Origin of the sequence: Pseudomonas sp. R25(2017) (assembly GCF_002112565.1) — a bacterium.
GTDB classification, from domain to species: domain Bacteria; phylum Pseudomonadota; class Gammaproteobacteria; order Pseudomonadales; family Pseudomonadaceae; genus Aquipseudomonas; species Aquipseudomonas ekonensis.
In genome coordinates, this window is the sequence record NZ_NEHZ01000004.1 from 1 (window position 1) to 23,274 (window position 23,274).

Below are 23,274 nucleotides of genomic sequence, written 5' to 3' on the forward strand. Positions count from 1 at the left end.
GAGGAAGGGGCGAAATCTCCCACGGTCTGTACTGCGTCAACAGTCAGAATCCAGCCTAGTCCCTCCTCCTCCCTTCAAGTACCAGCATACAAGCCAGCCTGCTGGCGATGGCGGTCTGTCCGGCACATCGATGTCGGATGTTCCGCCGCCATCGCGGGCAAGCCCGCTCCCACAGGGCGCGCGGTGAGGCGGCTAGAACTGTGGGAGCCAGCCCTGCTGGCGATGGCGGTCTGTCCGGCGCATCGATGGCGGGGGCGACTCAGCGGAAGCGGTCGACCTCGGAGCGCAGATCCGCCGCCAGCTTCTCCAACTCCTTGGCGGTGACCGCAAGGTTGGACACCACTTCCCGCTGTTCGCTGTTGGCCAGCGCGATGCTCTGCAGGTTGCTGCTGAGCAGGGTCGCGGTGCTGCTCTGCTCCTGGGTCGCGGTGGTGATCGCCGCGAACTGCTGGCCCGCCGAGCGGCTCTGCTCGTCGATGCGCGCCAGGGCCGAGGCGACGTTGGCGTTGCGCGACAGGCCTTCCTGCATCAGCGCATTGCCCTGCTCCATGGTGCTGATGGCGTTGCCGGTCTCCTGCTGGATGCTCTGGATCATGCCGGAGATCTCGTCGGTCGCCTGACGGGTGCGCGAAGCCAGGTTGCGCACCTCGTCGGCCACCACCGCAAAGCCGCGACCCTGTTCGCCGGCGCGGGCCGCTTCGATGGCGGCGTTGAGCGCCAGCAGGTTGGTCTGTTCGGCGATCGCGGTGATCACGCTGACGATGCCGCCGATTTCCTGGGAACGCTGACCGAGGGTGTTGATGACGGTCGCGGTGGTGTTCAGCGCGCCGGCGATCTGCTCCAGCGACGAAGACGCTTCTTCCATCGAGGTGCGGCCGATCTGGGTCTGTTGTGCGTTTTCCTGGGCCAAGCGCTGGGTGTTGCCCATGTTGTCGGCGATGTTCAGCGAGGTGGCGCTGAACTCCTCGACCGCGCCCGCCATGCTGGTGATTTCGCCGGACTGTTGCTCCATGCCTTCGTACGCGCCGCCGGACAAGCCCGACAGCGCCTGGGCCCGGCGGTTGACCTCTTCGGAGGAACGGCGGATGTGCTCGACCATGGTCGACAGGGCCTGGCTCATCTGGTTGAAGGCGCGGGCCAGCTGACCGATCTCGTCGTTGCTCGAAACGTCCAGGCGCACGCTCAGGTCGCCGGCGCCCAGCGCCTCGGCCTGCCGCACCAGATCCCCCAGCGGCTGCAGCTTGCTGCGCAGCAGCCAGACCACGGAACCCACCGCCAGCAGCATCGCCAGCAGGCTGCCGATGGCCAGTTGCGTGCCGACGCTCCAGGTCACGGCGCGGATCTCGCTTTTCGGCATGCTCGCCACCACCGACCACGGCCCGCCGTCGAACGGTACGGCGATGCTGTAGAAGTCTTCGACGCTGTCGCTCCAGAAGCGGCCCTTGCCCGGGGTTTTCGCCAGACCGGCGACCACCGACACCGCTTGCTCCGGCGCCTGCACGCCGGCCGGGGCCACCAGCCATTTGCCCTGCTCGTCCAGCAGCGCCAACGAGCCGGTCTGGCCGATGCGGAAGCGCTTGAGGTTGTCGAACTGGGCGTTCTGCGCATCGGTATAGTCGAAGCCGACGAACAATACGGCGATCACCTTGCCGCCAGCGTCGCGCACTGGGGTGTACTGGGTCATGTACAGGCGCTCGAACAGCAAGGCGCGGCCGACATAGCCCTGCCCCGCCATCAACCGCGCGTAGGCCGGGTGGGCGTGGTCGAGCACGGTGCCGATGGCCCGGGTGCCGTCCTGCTTGCTCAGGGAGGTGCTGACGCGGATGAAGTCTTCGCCGCTGCGCACGAACAGCGTGGCGACGCCGGCGGTCATCTGCTTGAACTCGTCGACTTCCTTGAAGTTGTTGTTCAACACCTCACCGCCCAGGTGCAGGCCCGGCGTGCGGGTGCCGGCGACGGTCACCGGTTCGTCCGGGTGGATGCTCAGGCCCGCGCTGAAGCGCTTCTCGAACAGCCCGCTCAGGCGCTGGGTGCTTTCGCGCAGCGTGCCGTGGAAGGTGCTCAGTTGGTCGGCCAGCAGGCGCGCCTCGCTGGCCAGGTGCTCTTCACGGGTGGCGAGGTTGGCCGAATCCAGCGAACGCAAGGCGAACACCGTACTGCCGCTGATGACGACCGCCAGTATCACGGCGAGCGCGAGGCCCAGCTGCGAGGCGATCCGGGCGCGGGGTTGAGACATGGACAGCTCCTGGCCGGGCCTGCGGATCCTCCCTGATCACGGCTCGGAAAATATTCTAATAATGGGGGTGTATCGTGGACCGGCACGACGGTTCCACTTGGACGTATTCGGCTGTGAAAACGAATACTTGAGCGCACAACAGGGTTATGCCCCAGGGCCGGCATTGTGGTGGCTCGAACGATTCAGCTCAAGCGCGCGACCTGCGGCAGTTCCATCGCCCGGACTTCGCCCTGAAGGAAATCGCTGAGGCGGCGCAAACGTTCACCGCCCGGACGGGTCTTGGGCCACACCAGGTAGTAGTTCAGGCCGCTGGCGACGGCGGTGGGCCACGGCAGGCTCAGCCGTCCCTGGGCCACGTCCTCGGCCACCATCAGCAGGTCGCCCATCGATACGCCGTAGCCCCGTGCCGCTGCGATCATTCCCAGCTCCAGGGTATCGAACACCTGCCCGCCCTTGAGCGACACCTGCTCGGACAGGCCCATGCGCTCCAGCCAACTGCGCCAGTCGCGCCGGTCGGGGGTCGGGTGCAGCAGTTCGGTGGCGGCCAGCCGCGCCGCGTCCCAGGGCCGGTCATCGGGAAGGTTGGGCGCGCCCACCGGGATCAGTTCTTCCGGGAACAGCAGGCTGGCTTCCCAGTCCGGTGGAAAATGCCCGTCGCTGAGCAGCACCGCGCAATCGAACGGCTCGTTGTTGAAGTCCACCGAATCCACGTCCATCCAGGCACTGGTCAACTGCACCTCGTTGCCCGGCTGCAGATGGCGGAACCGGCTGAGCCGCGCCAGCAGCCAGCGCATGGTCAGGGTCGACGGGGCTTTCATGCGCAGGATGTCGTCTTCGGCGCGCAAGGTATTGCAGGCCCGCTCCAGGGCCGCAAAACCTTCACGGATGCCGGGCAACAGCAGGCGCGCCGATTCGGTCAGCTGCAGGTTGCGGCCGCTGCGGTGGAACAGCCGGCAGGCGAAGTGCTCCTCGAGCGTGCGGACATGCCGGCTGACCGCACTCTGAGTGATCGACAACTCTTCGGCGGCGCGGGTGAACGAGCTGTGCCGCGCCGCTGCTTCGAATGCGCGCAGGGCATACAAGGGCGGCAGACGACGGGACATAGACAAGGCTCCGGTTGCGGGATGGCGTCAACTTAGCAGAAATGCCCCTGGATGAGTTTTAATCATGCCACCCATCCTTTTTATCCCTTTGTGCCAACCCCGCCGAACCGCGAGAATCGACGGTCTCTTGCTCCCTCGATTAAAAGGATGTGACGACCATGCAGCGTCCCGTGCGTACCGAACTCTGGGCCATCCTCCGGCTGGCGGGGCCGCTGATCGCCTCGCAGTTGGCGCACATGCTGATGGTGCTGACCGACACCCTGATGATGGCGCGCCTGAGCCCGGAGGCCCTGGCCGGCGGCGGCCTCGGCGCGGCGAGCTATTCGTTCGTGTCGATCTTCTGCATCGGCGTGATCGCGGCGGTCGGCACCCTGGTGGCGATCCGTCAGGGCGCCGGCGACATCCTCGGCGCTGCGCGGCTGACCCAGGCCGGGCTGTGGCTGGCCTGGCTGATGGCCCTCGGCGCCGGTCTGCTGCTGTGGAACCTCAAGCCGGTGCTGCTGCTGTTCGGCCAGACCCAAACCAACGTCAACGCCGCCGGGCAGTTCCTGCTGGCCCTGCCGTTCGCCCTGCCCGGCTACCTGAGCTTCATGGCCCTGCGTGGCTTCACCAGCGCCATCGGTCGGGCGACGCCGGTGATGGTCATCAGCCTGGCCGGCACCGTGGCCAACTTCCTGCTCAACTACGCGCTGATCACCGGACTGTTCGGCCTGCCGAAGCTGGGGCTGACCGGCATCGGCCTGGTCACGGCGATCGTCGCCAACTGCATGGCGCTGGCGCTGGCCTGGCACATCCGCCGGCATCCGGCCTACGACGCCTACCCGCTGCGCCAGGGCCTGTCGCGCCTCAACCGGCAATACCTCAAGGAACTGTGGCGCCTGGGCCTGCCGATCGGCGGCACCTACGCCGTAGAGGTCGGGCTGTTCGCCTTCGCCGCGCTGTGCATGGGCACCATGGGCAGCACGCAACTGGCGGCGCACCAGATCGCCCTGCAGATCGTCTCGGTGGCGTTCATGGTGCCGGCGGGGCTGTCCTACGCGATCACCATGCGCATCGGTCAGCATTACGGCGCCGGACAATTGCTCGACGCGCGGATGTCCGGGCGGGTCGGGATCGCCTTCGGCGCGGCGGTGATGCTGTGCTTCGCCATGGTGTTCTGGCTGTTGCCGGATCCGCTGGTGGGCCTGTTCCTGGATCATGACGACCCGGTCTTCGCCGAGGTGATCCGCCTGGCCGTCAGCCTGCTGATGGTGGCGGCGTGGTTCGAACTGTTCGACGGCGTGCAGACCATCGCCATGGGCTGCATCCGCGGGCTCAAGGACGCCAAGACCACGTTTCTGGTCGGGCTCGGCTGCTACTGGCTGATCGGCGCGCCGGCGGCGTGGCTGATGGCGTTCCATCTGCACTGGGGGCCGACCGGCGTCTGGTGGGGCCTGGCGCTGGGGCTGGCGTGCGCGGCGGTGTGCCTGACGCTGGGGTTCGAGTGGAAGATGAAGCGGATGATCCGGCACGAGCCTTCGGATTCGTTCGCGGTCGCCCAGGCTGAATGATCTATTCACGCGGCGTCTGGACTGGCGCCATCGCCAGCAGGCTGGCTCCCACAGGGTTTAGCGGTGCCCCGCAGTTCTCTGCGGGCGCCAGCCTGCTGGCGATGGCTTCAGCCGAGGCACTGCACTTGCCGGGGTGGTCCGCTCAGATCACGACGTCCAGCGCCGGCTCTTCGCCGGAACCGACCGTGAGGTAAGCCACCAGCTCCGCCAGCGGCAGCGGCTTGCTGATCAGGTAGCCCTGCACCTGGTCGCAACCGTACCCGCGCAGCAACGCCATCTGTTCAGGGGTCTCCACCCCTTCGGCCACCACTTCCAGGTGCAGGTTGTGCGCCAGGTTGATCATCGCGTGCACCAGCTTGCGGTTCTCTTCGCGCTGTTCCATGCCGCCGACGAAGCTCTTGTCGATCTTGAGCAAGGTGATCGGCAGGCTGTTGAGGTGCACGAACGAGGAGAACCCGGTGCCGAAGTCGTCCAGCGAGAAGCGCACGCCGAGGCGGCCGAGGGCGTCCATGGTCTGCTTGACCAGGTCGCTGCGGCGCATCACGGCGGTTTCGGTGAGTTCGAACTCCAGCCACTGGGCCTCGACGCCGCGTTCGGCGATCAGGCGACTGAGGGTGGGCAGCAGCTGGCTGTCCTGAAACTGGCGGAACGACAGGTTGATCGCCATGTGCAGCGCCGGCAGGCCGTGTTCGCGCAAGGCCTGCATGTCGCGCAGGGCCCGGGAGATCACCCAGTAGCCCAAAGGCACGATCAGCCCGCTCTGCTCGGCCAGCGGCACGAACTCGCTGGGCGGCAGCAGCCCGCGCTCGCTGTGGCGCCAGCGCACCAGGGCCTCAAGGCCGACGATCTGCCCGTCCGCCAGGTTCAGGCGCGGCTGGTAGTGCAGTTCCAGTTCGTCGCGGCGCAAGGCCCGGCGCAGCTCGCTTTCCAGGTCGGCCATGCTCCGCGCGTTGCGGTTGATCCGTTCGTTGAAGATATGGAAGGTGCAGCCCTGGGTGCTCTTGGCCTGCTGCATGGCGATGTGCGCATGCCACATCAGCGGGTCGGCGCCGGCATGGGCGCGGGCATGGGCGATGCCCAGGCTGGAGCCGATCAGCAGGCTCTCGCCGTCGATCCAGTAGGGTTCGGCCAGCGCTTCGGTGATGCGCTCGGCCATCCACTCGGCGCGCTGCGGGGCGCGGCGCGTGTCGATCAGCAGGGCGAATTCGTCGCTGCCCAGCCGGGCCAGCTGATCGCCGGCCTCCAGCTGGCTCTTGAGCCGCGCCACCACCTGCAGGATCAGGCGGTCGCCGGCCTGGTGGCCGAGGGCGTCGTTGGCGTGGCGGAAGTTGTCCAGGTCCAGGTGCCCGAGGGCCAGGCCGCGGCCGTCGTTTTCGGCCAAGCGGGCCGTGAGCAACGTCTGGAAACCCTGGCGGTTGGCGATCCCGGTCAGCGGATCCTGTTCGGCCAAACGCTGCAGGGTGTTCTCCAGCACGCCCCGCTCGCGCACATGGCGCAGGCAGCGGCGCAGCATGCCGGTGTCGAGCGCGTCGCGCACCAGCCAGTCGCTGACGCCGTCGGGCGGGTTCGCCGGCTCGTGCTCCAGAAGCAGCACCGTCGGCAGGCTGCAGCGTCCGGGCGCCGGCTGCAGGGCCGGCACGGTCAGCAGCACCGCGTGGCGGTTGTCTTCGAACAGGCGGCTGACCGAATCCCAGTCCGGCGCGCCGATCAGCACCGCCGAGCTGCCCATCGGCGCCAGGCACTCGCGCAACAACGCTGTCCAGGCCGGCTCTTCGGCCAGCAGCAGCAAACGCAAGGGTTCGACAGGCGTAGACAAGCTGACTCCCTAGACTCTGCAATGATGTGGGCGGCGGGCATTATGCCGTTGCGCCGGCCAATGACCAAATGACATCGGTTATCAAATCGTCGTTTTGTGTCACGAATGAGAACATTAGACGCAAAATCTCCGCACATCCTGCGTGAAAGTATCAAAACCGGCAAACTGTAACCGCGTGCTGCGTCACAAGTCGGACAGGTGCGGCACAATTCGCTGAGCCTGTTAAAATGCCGCCCCATTTCGTCAACGACTCCCGAATTTCCGTATGTCCCGACTCAATCCCCGGCAGCAAGAGGCCGTGAACTACGTCGGCGGCCCTCTTTTGGTGCTCGCCGGCGCTGGCTCCGGCAAGACCAGCGTGATCACGCGCAAGATCGCGCACCTGATCCAGAACTGCGGCATCCGCGCCCAGTACATCGTCGCGATGACCTTCACCAACAAGGCCGCCCGCGAAATGAAGGAGCGGGTCGGCACCCTGCTGCGCGCCGGCGAAGGCCGCGGCCTGACGGTCAGCACCTTCCACAACCTGGGCCTGAACATCATCCGCAAGGAGCACGAGCGCCTGGGCTACAAGCCCGGCTTCTCGATCTTCGACGAGACCGACGTCAAGTCGCTGATGACCGACATCATGCAGAAGGAATACTCGGGCGACGACGGCGTCGACGAGATCAAGAACATGATCGGCGCCTGGAAGAACGACCTGATCCTGCCGGCCCAGGCCCTGGAGAACGCGCGCAACCCCAAGGAGCAGACCGCCGCCATCGTCTACACCCACTACCAGCGCACGCTCAAGGCGTTCAACGCGGTGGACTTCGACGACCTGATCCTGCTGCCGGTGAAGCTCTTCGAGGGCCACGCCGACATCCTCGAAAAGTGGCAGAACAAGGTGCGCTACCTGCTGGTGGACGAATACCAGGACACCAACGCCAGCCAGTACCTGCTGGTGAAGATGCTGATCGGCAAGCGCAACCAGTTCACCGTGGTGGGCGACGACGACCAGTCGATCTACGCCTGGCGCGGCGCGCGGCCGGAAAACCTGATGCTGCTCAAGGAAGACTACCCGTCGCTCAAAGTGGTGATGCTGGAGCAGAACTACCGCTCCACCAGCCGCATCCTGCGCTGCGCCAACGTGCTGATCTCCAACAACCCCCACGAGTTCGAGAAGCAGCTGTGGAGCGAGATGGGCCACGGCGACGAGATCCGCGTGATCCGCTGCCGCAACGAGGACGCCGAGGCCGAGCGGGTGGCCATGGAGATCCTCAGCCTGCACCTGCGCACCGACCGGCCCTACAGCGACTTCGCGATCCTCTACCGCGGCAACTACCAGGCCAAGCTGATCGAGCTGAAGCTGCAGCACCACCAGGTGCCGTACCGCTTGAGCGGCGGCAACAGCTTCTTCGGCCGCCAGGAAGTGAAGGATCTGATGGCCTACTTCCGCCTGATCGTGAACCCGGATGACGACAACGCCTTCCTGCGGGTGATCAACGTGCCGCGCCGGGAAATCGGCTCCACCACCCTGGAGAAGCTCGGCAACTACGCCACCGAGCGCAAGATCTCGATGTACGCCGCCACCGACGAGATCGGCCTGGGCGAACACCTGGACAGCCGCTTCACCGACCGCCTGTCGCGCTTCAAGCGCTTCATGGACAAGGTGCGCGAGCAGTGCGCCGGCGAGGATCCGATCTCGGCCCTGCGCAGCATGGTCATGGACATCGACTACGAGAACTGGCTGCGCACCAACAGTTCCAGCGACAAGGCCGCGGACTACCGGATGAGCAACGTCTGGTTCCTGATCGAAGCCTTGAAGAACACCCTGGAGAAGGACGAAGACGGCGAGATGACCGTCGAGGACGCCATCGGCAAACTCGTGCTGCGCGACATGCTCGAACGCCAGCAGGAAGAGGAAGACGGCGCCGAGGGCGTGCAGATGATGACCCTGCACGCGTCCAAGGGCCTGGAGTTCCCTTACGTGTTCATCATGGGCATGGAAGAGGAAATCCTGCCGCACCGTTCCAGCATCGAGGCCGACACCATCGAAGAGGAACGCCGCTTGGCCTACGTGGGCATCACCCGCGCCCGCCAGACCCTGGCCTTCACCTTCGCCGCCAAGCGCAAGCAGTACGGCGAGATCGTCGACTGCGCCCCGAGCCGCTTCCTCGACGAGCTGCCGCCGGACGACCTGGCCTGGGAAGGCAACGACGACACCCCGACCGAAGTCAAGGCCGTGCGGGGCAACAACGCATTGGCCGATATACGCGCGATGCTAAAGCGTTAGAATCGACCACTTTTTTACTAGACCTTCGGCGCACACGGCGCCAGTAGAGGAACGCTTCATGGAAGCACTGCACAAGAAAATCCGCGAAGAAGGCATCGTGCTTTCCGACCAGGTCCTGAAAGTCGACGCCTTTCTGAACCATCAGATCGACCCGGCCCTGATGAAGCTGATCGGCGACGAATTCGCCGCGCTGTTCAAGGATTCGGGCATCACCAAGATCGTCACCATCGAAGCCTCGGGCATCGCCCCGGCGATCATGACCGGCCTGAACCTGGGCGTGCCGGTGATCTTCGCCCGCAAGCACCAGTCCCTGACCCTGACCGAGAACCTGCTGTCGGCGACCGTGTACTCGTTCACCAAGCAGACCGAAAGCACCGTGGCCATCTCCCCCCGTCACCTGACCAGCAGCGACCGCGTGCTGATCATCGACGACTTCCTGGCCAACGGCAAAGCGTCCCAGGCGCTGATCTCGATCATCAAACAGGCCGGCGCCACCGTGGCGGGCCTGGGCATCGTCATCGAAAAGTCGTTCCAGGGCGGCCGCGCCGAGCTGGACTCCCAGGGCTACCGCGTCGAATCGCTGGCCCGGGTCAAATCGCTGAAGGACGGCGTCGTCACCTTCATCGAGTAACCCGCACAGCAGTGCCCTTGCGGGAGCCAGCCTGCTGGCTCCCGCAGTTGTTTTGGCTGCTGATCTCATTGCGCGGTGGCCTTCAGGCCGGTGAGCAGCAGGCGCTGGAACAGGTCTTCCTTGAGGCCCTCCGGGGCTGTCAGTCGCATCCGCTCAAGGTGCGCGGGGAACGCCGACGCCTGCGGCGCATCCAGCGCCGCTTTCCCCAACTCAAGGACTTCGCTCAGCTTGAACTTGCTCTTGAGCCAGTTCAGCGCCCGCAGCAGATCCCGTTCGGTCTCGGTGAAATCGCACCCCAGCGGATACTCCGGAAACAGGTTCGGATGCCGCGCGGCCATCCCCTGCAAACGCTGCGGGGTGTTGTCGGCGAAACGCGGATCGAGGCGAAAATCCTTCGGCAGTTTGCCGGCCTTCTGCGCCCGCTCGGTCAGCTCCGGCTGAAAGCGCGAGTCGCTGATGTTCAGCAAGGCCTCGATCACCGCCGCGTCGGACTTGCCGCGCAGGTCGGCGATGCCGTACTCGGTCACCACGATATCGCGCAGGTGCCGCGGAATCGTGCAGTGGCCGTACTCCCAGACGATGTTCGAACTGACCTCGCCGCCGGCCTCGCGCCAGCTGCGCAGCAGCAGGATCGACCGCGCCCCCTCCAGCGCGTGGCCTTGGGCAACGAAGTTGTACTGCCCGCCGACGCCGCTGAGCACCCGCCCGTCCTCCAACTGGTCGGCCACACCGGCACCGAGCAGGGTCATGGTGAACACCGTGTTGATGAACCGCGCATCAAGGCGCTGCAGGCGCTTGAGCGCTTCCTGACCGTACAACTCGTTGATGTAACTGATGCGGGTCATGTCGAATTCGAGGCGCTTACCGTGCGACAGCTCGTGCAAGCGCTCGTAGAAACTGCGCGGCCCGAGAAAGAAGCCGCCGTGCACCGAAACGCCGTCGGATTGCGCGGCCTCATCGAGGGTGCCGGCGTTGGCCTGTTCCTGGGTCGGCACATCCGGGTAGACCTTGCGCCGGATGATCCCCGCCTCCGCCAACACCAGCAGGCCGTTGACGAACATTTCGCTGCAACCGTACAGGCCCTTGGCGAACGGTTCGAGACCGCCCTCGCCCTCGATCAGCCGCGCCCACGGGCTGAGGTTCACCTCGGCCAACAGGCTGCGGTATCCGGCGTTGTCGGCCTGGCGCGCCAGCAGGGCGGCGGTCAGCGCATCGCCCATCGAGCCAATGCCGATCTGCAGCGTGCCGCCGTCGCGCACCAGCGCGCTGGCGTGCAGGCCGATGAAATGATCCTGAAACCCCACCGGCATGTTCGGCGTGGAAAACAGCGTGCTGCTGTCCTTCTCGTCGACCAGCAGGTCGAAGGTGTCGATGTCCACCTCGGCGTCGCCGGGCATGTACGGCAGCTCGGTGTGCACCTGGCCCACCAGCAGGATGGTTTCCCCGGCGGCCCGGCGCTTGGCGATCATCGGCAGCAGGTCGAGGGTGATGTCCGGGTTGCAGCTCAGGCTCAGGCGGTCGGGATGCTCACTGCTGCTGGCCAGCAACTGCGCCACCAGGTTCAGCCCGGCGGCGTTGATGTCGCGGGCCGCGTGGCTGTAGTTGCTGCTGACGTAGTCCTGCTGTGCCTGCGTGCTGTGCAGCAGGCTGCCGGGCTGCATGAAGAACTGCTCGATGCGGATGTTGGCCGGCAGGCTGTCGCGGCGCAGGTCGGCGAGGAACTCCAGTTCCGGGTAATCGCCGAAGACCCGCTCCACGAAGGGCTCCAGGAAGCGCTTCTGCAAACCGTCGCCCAGGGCTGGACGGCCTAGGCACAGGGCCGTGTAGACCGTCAGCCGGCGCTGCGGCAGGCCCTTGATGCGCCGGTACAGCGCATTGACGAAGCGGTTAGGCTTGCCCAGCCCCAGCGGCAGGCCCATGTGGATATGCGCCGGCAACCGCGCCAGCACATCGTCCACGGCCTGTTCGATCGAACACAGCTGCACCATCTGAAGCCTCCCGCCCGTTCCATGAATAGAGGTACGACCGAGCTTGCCGCCAGATTGCTGCAATGACCAGCCTCAGAGCCGGATCGCGGGCACAAAAAAACCGTCCGAAGACGGTTTTTTCGAGGACGCGGGGCCTTACTTCAGGCCGGACATCTTCTGGATCGCGCCCTTGAGCTCGGCGTCGGAGCAATCGGCGCAGGTGCCCTTCGGCGGCATCGAGTTGATGCCGGTGATGGCCTTGGCCAGGATGCCGTCGAGGCCGCCCTGGTGGTCGGCGCGGTCTTTCCACGCCGCCGTGTCGCCGATCTTCGGCGCACCCAGCAGGCCGGAGCCATGGCAAGCGTTGCAGTGCTTGGCGATCACTTCGTCCGGCGTCTTCGCGCCGCCACCGCCGCCTGCGGCTGCGGCGACTTCCATCCCCTTGCACTCCTGACCCTGAACGCAGACCTGGCCGACCGGCTCGAGGCGTTTGGCGATATCGTCGTTGGTCGCAGCTTGAGCGCTGGCAGCCCAGAGGGCCAGTACGGTTGCTGGTGCGGCCAGCATTTTCATAATTAGGTTCACGCGTTCACCCTCAATGGTGGCTATTCACGCCTGCGGCCACGGTTCGCAGGCGGGCGCAAGTATAGCGGTAAGCCCGCCACACTGAAACAACCCCAAAGTTGAAGGGGTTTTGTCGCGCATCGGTCAAACGGTTCGCACGCCTTCGCCGCAACGGCCTGGCGCCTCTCGGTTCAGAAGTTCGCCGGCGTGGCTGCGCTGATTAGTCGCGCCGGGGCATCGAACGGATTGCGGAAGCGATGCGGCTTGGTACTTTCAAAGTAGTAGCTGTCGCCCGCTTCGAGGATAAAAGTTTCCAGGCCCACCACCAGTTCCAGGCGCCCTTCCACCAGGATCCCGGTTTCCTCGCCTTCATGGGTGAGCATCTCTTCGCCGGTGTCGGCGCCCGGCGGGTAGATCTCGTTGAGGAAGGCGATGGCACGGCTCGGGTGGGCGCGGCCGACCAGCTTCATGGTCACGGCGCCGTCCGAAATGTCGATCAGTTCGTTGGCCTTGTAGACGATCTGGGTCGGGACTTCCTGCAGGATCTCTTCGGAGAAGAACTCGACCATGGACATGGGAATCCCGCCCAGCACTTTGCGCAGCGAACTGATCGAAGGGCTGACGCTGTTCTTTTCGATCATCGAAATGGTGCTGTTGGTGACGCCCGCACGCTTGGCGAGTTCACGCTGGGAAAGCCCTTTGAGCTTGCGGATCGATTGCAGCCGTTCGCCGACGTCCAAGGCACGCGCCTCCTGAGGTTGTAGAGATAGTGAGCGTTATCATGGCGACAGCGTTCAGTATTTACAACACTTGGGCCCGGGCCCCGGAGGGGCATGCGGTCGGCGGCGACGGCTTCGGGGCGTCAATCCCCGGAATAGAGCCTCGGCACCCGGCGCAGGTTGCAGAAGATCTGGTAGGGGATGGTGTCGGCCCACTTGGCCACGTCGCTGGCGAGGATGTTTTTGCCCCACAGCTCCACGGTGGAACCGAGGCCGGCCTGCGGCACGTCGGTCAGGTCGATGCACAGCATGTCCATCGACACGCGGCCCAGGATGCGGCTGCGCTGGCCGGCCACCAGCACCGGGGTGCCGGTCGGCGCCTGGCGCGGATAGCCGTCGGCGTAGCCCATGGCGACCACGCCGATGCGCATCGGCTTGTCGGTGATGAACCGGGCGCCGTAGCCGACCGGCTCGCCGGCCGGCAATTCGCGCACGCTGATGACCTTCGATTCGAGGGTCATCACCGGTTGCAGGCGCTCGGCCACGGCGTTGGCTTCTTCGAACGGCGTGGCGCCGTACAGCATGATGCCCGGGCGCACCCAATCGCTGGGGATCTGCGGCCAGCCCAGCACCGCCGGCGAGTTGCGCAGGCTGATTTCCGCCGCCAGGCCCTTGCGGGCGGCCTCGAACACCGCGACCTGATCGGCGCTGCTCTGCTCGTGCAGCTCATCGGCGCGGGCGAAGTGGCTCATGAGCACGATCTTGGCCACCTTGCCGCTGGCCAGCAGCCGCTGGTAGGCCGACTGATAATCCTTGGGATGCAGGCCCACGCGGTGCATGCCCGAGTCGAGCTTGAGCCACACGGTGACCGGTTTGCTCAACGCCGCCTGCTCGATCGCTTCGAGCTGCCACAGCGAATGCACCACGCACCAGAAGTCGTGCTCGACGATCAGCGCCAGCTCGTCGGCCTCGAAAAAGCCTTCGAGCAGCAGCACCGGCGCGCGGATCCCGGCGGCGCGCAGTTCCAGGGCCTCTTCGATGCAGGCCACGGCGAAGCCGTCCGCTTCGGCCTCCAGGGCTTGGGCGCAGCGCACCGCGCCATGGCCGTAGGCGTCGGCCTTGATCACCGCCAGCGCCTTGGCTCCGGTGGTCTCGCGGGCGATACGGTAGTTGTGACGCAGGGCTTGAAGGTCGATCAGGGCACGGGCAGGACGCATGGCGGCAGACTTCTGGGCGGTCATGGGAAGAAAAACCGGCGCCGGCTGGCGTTGACCGCCAACAGCGCCGGGAGAGGGATTTTTCAGCGTCGGATCAAGGCTGTGCGGCGATCACCGAGATCTCGACCAGCACATCGGGCCGGGCCATCTTCGCTTCGACGGTGGCGCGGGCCGGCGCGACGCCCTTGGGCAGCCACTGGTCCCAGACCGCGTTCATGGCGGCGAAGTGCGCACCGATGTCGTTCAGGTAGATCGTCGCCGACAGCAGGTGGTGCTTGTCGGTGCCGGCCAGGTCCAACAGCCGCTCGATGTTGGCCAGCACGTCACGGGTCTGCTGTTCGACCCCGGCGCTGAAGTCGTCGCCGACCTGTCCGGCCAGGTACACGGTGCCGTTGTGGGTGACGATCTGACTCATGCGCTCATTGGTGAGCTGGCGCTGGATTGCCATGCTTGGCGGACTCCTGGGTGGTGTTGCCGTAACGGGAAATGTCGAGGCCTTCGGCGCTGATCTGCGGCTTTTTCTTGGCCATAAGGTCAGCCAGCAGACGGCCGGAGCCGCACGCCATGGTCCAGCCGAGGGTGCCGTGGCCGGTGTTCAGGAAGAGGTTCTTGAACGGGGTGGCGCCGACGATCGGGGTGCCGTCCGGGGTGGTCGGACGCAGGCCGGTCCAGAAGCTCGCCTCGGCCAGGTTGCCGCCCTGAGGATAAAGGTCGTTGACGATCATCTCCAGGGTTTCGCGCCGGCGCGGATTGAGCGACAGGTCGAAACCGGCGATCTCGGCCATGCCGCCGACGCGGATGCGGTTGTCGAAACGGGTGATCGCGACCTTGTAGGTCTCGTCGAGGATGGTCGACGTCGGAGCCATCGCCGGGTTGGTGATCGGCACGGTCAGCGAGTAGCCCTTGAGCGGGTACACCGGGGCCTTGATGCCCAGCGGCTTGAGCAGTTGCGGCGAGTAGCTGCCCAGGGCCAGCACGTAGCGGTCGGCGGTCTCCAGCTTGCCGTCGATCCACACGCCGTTGATGCGGTCGCCGGCGAAGTCCAGGCGCTGGATGTCCTGGCCGAAGCGGAACTCGACGCCGAGCTTGGCGGCCATTTCCGCCAGGCGGGTGGTGAACATCTGGCAGTCGCCGGTCTGGTCGTTCGGCAGGCGCAGGGCGCCGGCCAGGATGTCGGTGACGTTGGCCAGGGCCGGCTCGACCCGGGCGATGCCGGCGCGGTCGAGGACTTCGAACGGCACGCCGGACTCCTTCAGCACGGCGATGTCCTTGGCGGCGCCGTCCAACTGGGCCTGGGTGCGGAACAGCTGAGTGGTGCCCAGGCTGCGGCCTTCATAGGCGATGCCGGTCTCGGCGCGCAGTTCGTCGAGGCAGTCGCGGCTGTACTCGGACAGCCGCACCATGCGCTCCTTGTTCACCGCGTAGCGGCTGGCGGTGCAGTTGCGCAGCATCTGCGCCATCCACAGGTACTGGTCGATGTCGGCAGTGGCCTTGATGGCCAGCGGCGCGTGACGCTGCAGCAGCCACTTGATGGCCTTGAGCGGCACGCCCGGCGCAGCCCACGGCGAGGCATAGCCCGGCGACACTTGGCCGGCGTTGGCGAAGCTGGTCTCCATGGCGGCCGCCGGCTGGCGGTCGACCACCACGACTTCAAACCCGGCGCGGGCCAGATAATAGGCACTGGTGGTGCCGATGACGCCGCTACCCAAGACCATGACGCGCATTTTTTGTATCCCTCGCCGCGGCCAGACCGCGAACCTGTTGTCAGAGCAATGATGCGCGCAGTGTAAGAAAGAATCGCCAGTGCTTTTCACTGTATAAGCGCCTATATTTGGCGACAATTCTCGGCAAAAACCCTTTTCACGGAGGCGCATCCCCTATGCGTACCAACACTCAGACCAAACGCGAGCTGGACAAGATCGACCGCAACATCCTGCGGATCCTTCAGGCGGATGGGCGGATCTCCTTCACGGAGCTTGGGGAAAAGGTCGGCCTGTCGACCACGCCGTGCACGGAGCGGGTGCGGCGGCTGGAGCGCGAGGGGATCATCATGGGCTACAACGCCCGGCTCAACCCTCAGCATTTGAAGGGTAGCCTGCTGGTGTTCGTCGAGATCAGCCTCGACTACAAATCCGGCGACACCTTCGAAGAGTTCCGACGCGCGGTGCTGAAACTGCCCCATGTGCTGGAGTGCCACCTGGTGTCAGGGGATTTCGACTATCTGGTGAAGGCGCGGATTTCCGAGATGGCCTCGTACCGCAAACTGCTGGGCGACATCCTGCTCAAGCTGCCCCATGTGCGCGAGTCCAAGAGCTACATCGTGATGGAAGAGGTGAAGGAGAGCCTGAGCCTGCCGATTCCCGACTGACATTTGCGGTGCCTGATCCGGCCCCATCGCTGGCAAGCCAGCTCCCACAGGGTCAAAAGGTGTTCGCAGAATCTACGCTCACCTCTGGACTTGTGGGAAGAGAGCCTGAGCCGGCCGGCCTTATCACTGGCAAGTCACTCCCACAGGGTCAATAGGTGTTCGCAGAATCTACGCTCACCGCTAGACTTGTGGGAGCTGGCTTGCCAGCGATGGGGTCGCCGCGGATTTAGCGCGAACGCTTCAAACCAGCACCTGCCGGTTCTCGGCCATGTACTCGAACACCTGCCGCTCCACCCGCGGATGGATCAATTCCACAGGCCTGCGCCCGTTCGGGCAAGGCAAGGTCTGTGTCGTACCGAACAGCCGGCAGATCAGCGGCCGCTCGTCATACACCGTGCAGCCTTCGGGCCCCAGGTGCACACAGTTGTAGGCGTCCATGGCCGCGTCCTGTTCGGCGCGGGTCTTGCGCGGCAGGCGCGCCATCTCCTCCGGGGAGGTGGTCACCGGGCCGCAGCAGTCGTGGCAGCCCGGCACGCAGTCGAACGTGGGGATCTGCTGGCGCAGGGAGCGGATTTTCTGGCTGTTGCAGCTCATGGACGCGATGACCGACGTGGAACAGGCGGCGATTGTGCCGCAAAAGCCGTGATCCAGACAGCGATGGCCGACCGGTGTTGCCCGGCTTCCGGCGTCCGGCTTATCCTCCGTCAAATTTTCTCGACACCCGCTCAGGATGACGCCCATGAATGCCCGCGCCCACGCCACCGTGAGCCAGCCCCACGTTGCCTCCTACTACGCCGCCAGCAGCCTGCCGCAGCCCGACCATCCGGTGCTGCAGGGTGAGGTGGCCGCGGACGTGTGCGTGGTCGGCGGCGGCTTCACGGGCCTCAACACCGCGCTGGAGCTGGCCGAACGCGGCCTCAGCGTGGTGTTGCTGGAGGCGAACCGGATCGGCTGGGGCGCCAGCGGCCGCAACGGCGGGCAACTGATCCGCGGGGTCGGCCATGGCCTGGATCAGTTCGCCAACGTCATCGGCGCCGAAGGCGTGCGCCAGATGAAACTCATGGGCCTGGAGGCGGTGGAGATCGTCCGCCGGCGCGTGGAACGCTTCCAGATTCCCTGCGACCTGACCTGGGGCTATTGCGACCTGGCCAACAAGCCCCGCGACCTCGACGGTTTCGCCGAAGACGCCGAAGAACTGCGCAGCCTCGGCTACCGCCACGAGACCCGCCTGCTGCCGGCCGACCAGATGCACACCGTGGTCGGTTCCAAACGCTACGTCGGCGGCCTGATCGACATGGGCTCCGGGCATCTGCACCCGCTGAACCTGGCCCTGGGCGAAGCCGCGGCGGCGCAGCAGTCGGGGGTCAAGCTGTTCGAGCGCTCGGCGGTCACCCGCATCGACCACGGCCCCGAAGTGCGGGTGCACACGACCCAGGGCACGGTGCGCGCCAAGACCCTGGTGCTGGGCTGCAACGCCTACCTCAACGGCCTCGACCCGCAACTGGGCGGCAAGGTGCTGCCCGCCGGCAGCTACATCATCGCCACCGAACCGCTGAGCGAAGCCCAGGCCCATGAGCTGCTGCCGCAGAACATGGCGGTCTGCGACCAGCGCGTGGCGCTCGACTATTACCGGCTCTCGGCGGACCGGCGCCTGCTGTTCGGCGGTGCCTGCCATTATTCAGGGCGCGACCCCAAGGACATCGCCGCCTACATGCGGCCGAAGATGCTGGAGGTGTTCCCGCAGCTGGCGGGCGCGAAGATCGATTTCCAGTGGGGCGGGATGATCGGCATCGGCGCCAACCGCTTGCCGCAGATAGGCCGGCTGGCGGGGCGGCCGAACGTGTATTACGCCCAGGCCTACTCCGGCCACGGGGTGAACGCCACGCACCTGGCGGGCAAGCTGCTGGCCGAAGCCATCAGCGGACAGCACGGCGGCGGGTTCGACCTGTTCGCCCAGGTGCCGCACATCACCTTCCCCGGCGGCAAGCATTTGCGCTCGCCGCTGCTGGCGCTGGGGATGCTGTGGCACCGGCTCAAGGAGCTGGTCTGAAGGCCTTGCCCTGATCGGAAGCAGGCTCGCTCCCACCTTTCGCCGCGGGAGCGAGCCTGTTTGCGATGGGGCCGCAAAAGGCTCAGATCCGCCAGAACGGCTTGAGCCCCTCCTCCAGCGCCTGCTCCCGGGTCAGCCCGATGTCCTTGAGCTGCTGCGGCGTCAGCCCCAGCAACGCCCTGCGCGTGTGCAGACGGTGCCAGAACAGGCCCCAGCGGCCCAGGCCGGACGGGGCGTTGCGCAGGGCCTCATTGCGCGCGCTGTCCTGTTGCCCTGCCGCCAGTTCCTGACTGTGTAACGTCAGCCGCACATCGCTCAAGCCGTTCATTTTCTTTGCTCCTGTTTACTTGGGTAGCGAGAGATTCCATGATGCGCGGGCGAGCAAAAGCATTACAGATTCAACGCATCTGTATTAACTCCATACAGATTCGCCCTCCTGAGCTCTGAATTGTCGATTTTCGCCCCATCTGTACCGGTCTACCGGATCACCTGTACGAGGCAGTGCCATGACCCTGTATGTGAACCTCGCCGAGCTGCTCGGCACGCGCATCGAACAAGGCTTCTACCGGCCGGGCGACCGTTTGCCGTCGGTGCGCGCCCTGAGCGTCGAGCACGGGGTCAGCCTGAGCACCGTGCAGCAGGCCTACCGGATGCTGGAGGACAACGGCCTGGCCACGCCCAAGCCCAAGTCCGGCTATTTCGTGCCGGTCAGCCGCGAGCTGCCGGATCTGCCGGTGGTGGGCCGGCCGGTGCAGCGCCCGGTGGAGATCTCGCAGTGGGACCAGGTGCTGGAGCTGATCCGCGCCGTGCCGCGCAAGGACGTGGTGCAGCTGGGGCGCGGCATGCCCGACGTATCCTCGCCGACCATGAAACCGCTGCTGCGCGGCCTCGCCCGGATCAGCCGGCGCCAGGACATGCCCGGCCTGTATTACGACAACATCCACGGCACCCTCGAACTGCGCGAACAGATCGCCCGGCTGATGCTCGATTCCGGCTGCCAATTGAGCGCCGGCGACCTGGTGGTGACCACCGGCTGCCATGAAGCGCTGTCCACCAGCATCCATGCGATCTGCGAGCCGGGCGACATCGTCGCCGTGGACTCGCCGAGCTTCCACGGCGCCATGCAAACCCTCAAGGGCCTGGGCATGAAGGCGCTGGAGATTCCCACCGACCCCCTCACCGGCATCAGCCTCGAAGCCCTGGAACTGGCGCTGGAGCAGTGGCCGATCAAGGTCATCCAGCTCACCCCCAACTGCAACAACCCGCTGGGCTACATCATGCCGGAGTCACGCAAGCGCGCCCTGCTGCACCTGGCGCAGCGCTTCGACGTGGCGATCATCGAGGACGACGTGTACGGGGAACTGGCCTACACCTACCCTCGCCCGCGCACCATCAAGTCCTTCGACGAAGACGGCCGCGTGCTGCTGTGCAGTTCGTTCTCCAAGACCCTGGCGCCGGGCCTGCGCATCGGTTGGGTGGCGCCGGGCCGTTACCTGGAGCGGGTGCTGCACATGAAGTACATCAGCACCGGCTCCACCGCGCCGCAGCCGCAGATCGCCATCGCCGAATTCCTCAAGGCCGGCCACTTCGAGCCGCACTTGCGGCGGATGCGCACCCAGTACCAGCGCAACCGCGACGCGATGATCGACTGGGTGACCCGCTACTTTCCCGCCGGCACCCGCGCCAGCCGCCCGCAAGGCAGCTTCATGCTGTGGGTCGAGTTGCCGGAAGGCTTCGACACCCTGAAGCTCAACCGCGCCCTGCACGACCAAGGCGTGCAGATCGCCGTGGGCAGCATCTTTTCCGCCTCCGGCAAGTACCGCAATTGCCTGCGGATGAACTACGCTGCCAAACCGACGCCGCAGATCGAAGACGCGGTGCGCAAGGTCGGCGCAGCGGCCATCCGCCTGCTGGCCGAGACCGACTGACTTTTCGCGGCCCTTCAGCGTCCATATGCCCATCACCTCCGCCATCCGGAACGATCCCACGTGAGCTTCAGACAGCCCCTGTCCGTTCTGCTGTTGCTGACCGCGCTGCTGGGCGGCTGCGCAACCCTCGACGTCCCGCGCGAGCCGAGCCAGGCGCTGCCGGCGTCGGCCTCCGCCTTCGGCCGCTCGATCCAGGCCCAGGCCGCGCCGCACAACGGCCAGTCGGGCTTCCGCCTGCTGTCCAACAGCACCGAAGCCTTCACCGCCCGCGCCGAACTGATCCGCAACGCGCAGAGCAGCCTCGACCTGCAGTACTACATCGTCCACGACGGCGTCAGCACGCGGATGCTGGTGGACGAACTGCTCAAGGCCGCCGACCGGGGCGTGCGGGTGCGGATCCTGCTGGACGACACCACCAGCGACGGCCTCGACCTGGTCATCGCCACGCTCGCAGCCCATCCGCAGATCCAGATCCGCCTCTTCAACCCGCTGCACCTGGGCCGCAGCACCGGCGTCACCCGGGCGGCGGGCCGGCTGTTCAACCTGTCGCTGCAGCACCGGCGCATGCACAACAAGCTGTGGCTGGCGGACAACGCCGCCGCCATCGTCGGCGGGCGCAACCTGGGGGACGAGTATTTCGATGCCGAGCCCAACCTGAACTTCACCGACATCGACATGCTCAGCGTGGGCCCGGTGGCGCAGCAGTTGGGGCACAGCTTCGACCAGTACTGGAACAGCGCCCTGAGCCGACCGGTCGACGAGTTCCTCTCCAGCCGGCCGACGGCCAAGGACCTGCAGAACACCCGCACCCGCCTGGAAGAATCCCTGGAAGACACCCGCCAGCAGAACCACGCGCTGTACCGGCAACTGAAGACCTACAGCACCGATCCGCGCATGGACATCTGGCGCCGCGAGCTGATCTGGGCCTGGAACCAGGCGCTGTGGGATGCGCCGAGCAAGGTGCTGGCCAAGGACAAGCCCGATCCGCAGTTGCTGCTGACCACCCAACTGGCGCCGGAACTGAAGGGCGTCAGCCAGGAACTGATGATGATTTCCGCCTACTTCGTGCCGGGCCAGCCGGGGCTGGTGTACCTGACCGGACGCGCCGATGCCGGCGTCTCGGTGAGCCTGCTGACCAACGCGCTGGAGGCCACCGACGTGCCGGCGGTGCACGGCGGCTATGCGCCGTACCGCAAGGCGCTGCTGGAGCACGGCGTCAGGCTCTTCGAACTGCGCCGCCAGCCCGGCGCCACCGGCGGCAGCGGGCCGCGCCTGTTCTACGGGCCGTCCTCCCGGGGTTCGGACTCGAGCCTGCACAGCAAGGCGATGATCTTCGACGGCAAGAAAGCGTTCATCGGATCGTTCAACTTCGACCCGCGCTCGGTGCTGTGGAACACCGAGGTCGGCGTGCTGGTGGACAGCCCGGCCCTGGCCGCCCATGTGCGGGAACTGGCCTTGCAGGGCATGGCGCCGGCGCTCAGCTACGAAGCGAAGCTGGAGGACGGCAAGGTGGTGTGGGTGACCGAGGACGACGGCAAGCTGCACACCCTGACCCAGGAACCGGGGAGCTGGTGGCGACGGTTCAATGCCTGGTTCAGCACCACCGTGGGCCTTGAGCGGATGCTTTAGGCCCGCCCCCGTGGCGGCCTCGCCACAGGGGTCGATCAGTCAGGCCGGCTCGGCCACTTTGCCGAACGCCCCCTGGCGCATCAGCAGGATCACCAGGCCGAACGCCCCGACCGCCATCAGCAGCGGCAGCGCGTGCCCGCTGATCCACTGGCTGCCCGCGCCTGCCGCCAGCGGCCCCACCAGGCAGCCGATGCCCCACAGCTGCGCGATGTGCGCGTTGGCCCGCACCAGCGCATCGTCACGGTAGCGCTCGCCGACCAGGATCAGCGACAGCGTGAACAGACCGCCCGCGCTGGCCCCGAACAGCACCCACAGCGGCCAGATCAGCAAGGTGTCGATCAGCAGCGGAATCGCCAGGCTCGACAGCAGCAGCACCATGGCGCAGCCGGTGAACAGCGTGCGCCGGGACAGCCGGTCCGCCAGCGCGCCGATCGGCAGTTGCAGCAACGCGTCGCCGACCACCACGGTGCTGACCATCGCCAGCGCGATTTCCGCCGTGAAGCCCTGGCGCAGGCAATACACCGGCAGCAGCGTCAGGATCATCGCCTCGAACGCGGCGAACAGCGACACGGCCCAGGCGATCGCCGGCAGTTCCCGGCCAAATCCCAGCAGATCGCCGAAGGTCACGCTGCTGGCCTCGCTGCTCGGCGCCCCGCTGCGGCCGAGCAACAGCAGGGGCGCAGCGGTCAGCAGGCCCACGCCGACCCAAAAGCCATAATCGTGCTCGGTGCCCAGCGCCCCCAACAGCAGCGGCCCGGACAGTTGGCTCAGCGCGTAGCTGCTGCCGTACAGCGCCACCAGTCGCCCGCGCCAATGCTCGACCACCAATTGGTTGATCCAGCTCTCGCCGAGGATGAACACGATGGTCAGGATCACGCCGATCATCAGCCGCAGCGCCAGCCACACCGGGTAGCTGGGCAGCAGCGCCAGCAGGCCGATGGACAGCGCCCCGCCCCACAGGCACAGGCGCATCAGGTTCGCCGTGCCCAGGCGCGCCGCCAGATGACTGGACACCTTCGCCCCCAGCAGCACGCCGATGGCCGGCATCGCCGCCATCACACCGATGGCGAAGGAGCCGTAGCCCCAGCCCTCCAGGCGCAACGACACCAGCGGCATGCTGACCCCCAGGGCCAGGCCGACACTCAAGACAGACGCCAACACGGCGAAATACGTCGCCCAACGCATGTTCCACGCTCCTGTGGATATTGTTATGTGCACCGC

The 23,274-nt window shown here is 66.2% G+C and carries 19 protein-coding genes and 1 pseudogene; 7 read left to right on the top strand and 13 right to left on the bottom strand.

Features of this window, described 5'->3' with window-relative positions:
* Positions 1-259: 259 nt before the first annotated feature.
* The 3 genes and pseudogenes from CAG31_RS28925 to CAG31_RS06050 all read right to left on the bottom strand — a co-directional run bounded on the left by CAG31_RS28925 (position 260) and on the right by CAG31_RS06050 (position 3,339).
* Positions 260-1,120 carry a methyl-accepting chemotaxis protein gene (locus tag CAG31_RS28925; protein ID WP_371856094.1) on the bottom strand — a complete coding sequence of 287 codons (861 nt, stop codon included), beginning with the start codon at positions 1,118-1,120 and terminating at the stop codon, positions 260-262.
* Positions 1,115-2,236: pseudogene (locus CAG31_RS28930) on the bottom strand (Cache 3/Cache 2 fusion domain-containing protein); the annotation flags it as partial. The gene CAG31_RS28925 and the pseudogene CAG31_RS28930, both read right to left, overlap by 6 nt.
* A 182-nt stretch (positions 2,237-2,418) precedes the next feature.
* On the bottom strand, positions 2,419-3,339 hold the full coding sequence (locus CAG31_RS06050) for a LysR substrate-binding domain-containing protein (protein ID WP_085578905.1): 921 nt from the start codon (positions 3,337-3,339) through the stop codon (positions 2,419-2,421).
* Positions 3,340-3,497: 158 nt separating this feature from the next.
* Between CAG31_RS06050 and CAG31_RS06055 the strand changes: the two genes are divergently transcribed.
* The gene (locus CAG31_RS06055) at positions 3,498-4,889 is read left to right on the top strand and encodes a NorM family multidrug efflux MATE transporter (RefSeq protein ID WP_085578907.1); all 1,392 of its coding nucleotides are present in this window, start codon (positions 3,498-3,500) and stop codon (positions 4,887-4,889) included.
* A gap of 142 nt (positions 4,890-5,031) precedes the next feature.
* On the opposite strand, the gene CAG31_RS06060 is transcribed toward CAG31_RS06055, so the two are convergent.
* Entirely contained in the window at positions 5,032-6,705 is a 1,674-nt protein-coding gene (locus CAG31_RS06060; RefSeq protein ID WP_085578910.1) for a bifunctional diguanylate cyclase/phosphodiesterase, read from the bottom strand.
* A 265-nt stretch (positions 6,706-6,970) separates the two neighbouring features.
* Here CAG31_RS06060 and rep point away from each other — a divergent pair, with 265 nt between their 5' ends.
* Together rep and CAG31_RS06070 are read left to right on the top strand one after the other, a co-directional pair.
* Complete coding sequence (rep, locus tag CAG31_RS06065) at positions 6,971-8,980, top strand: DNA helicase Rep (protein WP_085578912.1); 2,010 nt, start codon at positions 6,971-6,973, stop codon at positions 8,978-8,980.
* A 58-nt stretch (positions 8,981-9,038) separates the two neighbouring features.
* Positions 9,039-9,611, top strand: a complete 573-nt coding sequence (locus tag CAG31_RS06070; RefSeq protein WP_085578914.1) for a xanthine phosphoribosyltransferase — start codon at positions 9,039-9,041, stop codon at positions 9,609-9,611.
* Between the two features lie 65 nt (positions 9,612-9,676).
* On the opposite strand, the gene CAG31_RS06075 is transcribed toward CAG31_RS06070, so the two are convergent.
* From CAG31_RS06075 to dadA, 6 genes are all read right to left on the bottom strand, one after another.
* Positions 9,677-11,599, bottom strand: a complete 1,923-nt coding sequence (locus tag CAG31_RS06075) for an acetyl-CoA hydrolase/transferase C-terminal domain-containing protein (protein ID WP_085578916.1) — start codon at positions 11,597-11,599, stop codon at positions 9,677-9,679.
* 135 nt (positions 11,600-11,734) lie between these two features.
* The gene (locus tag CAG31_RS06080; RefSeq protein WP_085578918.1) at positions 11,735-12,151 is read right to left on the bottom strand and encodes a cytochrome c5 family protein; all 417 of its coding nucleotides are present in this window, start codon (positions 12,149-12,151) and stop codon (positions 11,735-11,737) included.
* A gap of 182 nt (positions 12,152-12,333) precedes the next feature.
* Positions 12,334-12,882, bottom strand: a complete 549-nt coding sequence (locus CAG31_RS06085; protein ID WP_007920393.1) for a cupin domain-containing protein — start codon at positions 12,880-12,882, stop codon at positions 12,334-12,336.
* 122 nt (positions 12,883-13,004) lie between these two features.
* Positions 13,005-14,078, bottom strand: coding sequence for an alanine racemase (gene alr / locus CAG31_RS06090; RefSeq protein ID WP_085579509.1), 1,074 nt, complete (start codon positions 14,076-14,078; stop codon positions 13,005-13,007).
* A 94-nt stretch (positions 14,079-14,172) separates the two neighbouring features.
* Entirely contained in the window at positions 14,173-14,526 is a 354-nt protein-coding gene (locus CAG31_RS06095) for a RidA family protein (protein ID WP_085578920.1), read from the bottom strand.
* Positions 14,498-15,802 carry a D-amino acid dehydrogenase gene (dadA, locus tag CAG31_RS06100; protein WP_085578923.1) on the bottom strand — a complete coding sequence of 435 codons (1,305 nt, stop codon included), beginning with the start codon at positions 15,800-15,802 and terminating at the stop codon, positions 14,498-14,500. Before dadA ends, CAG31_RS06095 begins: the two co-directional genes overlap by 29 nt.
* A 155-nt stretch (positions 15,803-15,957) precedes the next feature.
* Here dadA and CAG31_RS06105 point away from each other — a divergent pair, with 155 nt between their 5' ends.
* Positions 15,958-16,446 (top strand): Lrp/AsnC ligand binding domain-containing protein, encoded by a 489-nt coding sequence (locus CAG31_RS06105; protein ID WP_003177284.1) that lies wholly within the window; start codon positions 15,958-15,960, stop codon positions 16,444-16,446.
* A 240-nt stretch (positions 16,447-16,686) separates the two neighbouring features.
* Here CAG31_RS06105 and CAG31_RS06110 read toward each other — a convergent pair whose 3' ends face one another.
* Complete coding sequence (locus CAG31_RS06110; RefSeq protein WP_085578925.1) at positions 16,687-17,040, bottom strand: YkgJ family cysteine cluster protein; 354 nt, start codon at positions 17,038-17,040, stop codon at positions 16,687-16,689.
* 145 nt (positions 17,041-17,185) lie between these two features.
* On the opposite strand from CAG31_RS06110, the gene CAG31_RS06115 reads away from it, so the two are divergent.
* Positions 17,186-18,496: an FAD-binding oxidoreductase gene (locus CAG31_RS06115; protein WP_085578927.1), complete on the top strand. Its 1,311-nt coding sequence runs from the start codon at positions 17,186-17,188 to the stop codon at positions 18,494-18,496.
* Between the two features lie 82 nt (positions 18,497-18,578).
* Here the strand turns inward: CAG31_RS06115 and CAG31_RS06120 are convergent, their stop codons facing one another.
* On the bottom strand, positions 18,579-18,824 hold the full coding sequence (locus tag CAG31_RS06120; protein WP_085578929.1) for a DUF1127 domain-containing protein: 246 nt from the start codon (positions 18,822-18,824) through the stop codon (positions 18,579-18,581).
* Between the two features lie 178 nt (positions 18,825-19,002).
* On the opposite strand from CAG31_RS06120, the gene CAG31_RS06125 reads away from it, so the two are divergent.
* Both CAG31_RS06125 and CAG31_RS06130 read left to right on the top strand, forming a co-directional pair.
* Complete coding sequence (locus CAG31_RS06125) at positions 19,003-20,424, top strand: PLP-dependent aminotransferase family protein (RefSeq protein ID WP_085578931.1); 1,422 nt, start codon at positions 19,003-19,005, stop codon at positions 20,422-20,424.
* A 60-nt stretch (positions 20,425-20,484) separates the two neighbouring features.
* Complete coding sequence (locus CAG31_RS06130; RefSeq protein WP_085578933.1) at positions 20,485-22,053, top strand: phospholipase D family protein; 1,569 nt, start codon at positions 20,485-20,487, stop codon at positions 22,051-22,053.
* Positions 22,054-22,092: 39 nt separating this feature from the next.
* On the opposite strand, the gene CAG31_RS06135 is transcribed toward CAG31_RS06130, so the two are convergent.
* Positions 22,093-23,238, bottom strand: a complete 1,146-nt coding sequence (locus tag CAG31_RS06135; RefSeq protein WP_085578935.1) for an MFS transporter — start codon at positions 23,236-23,238, stop codon at positions 22,093-22,095.
* Positions 23,239-23,274 lie beyond the last annotated feature (36 nt).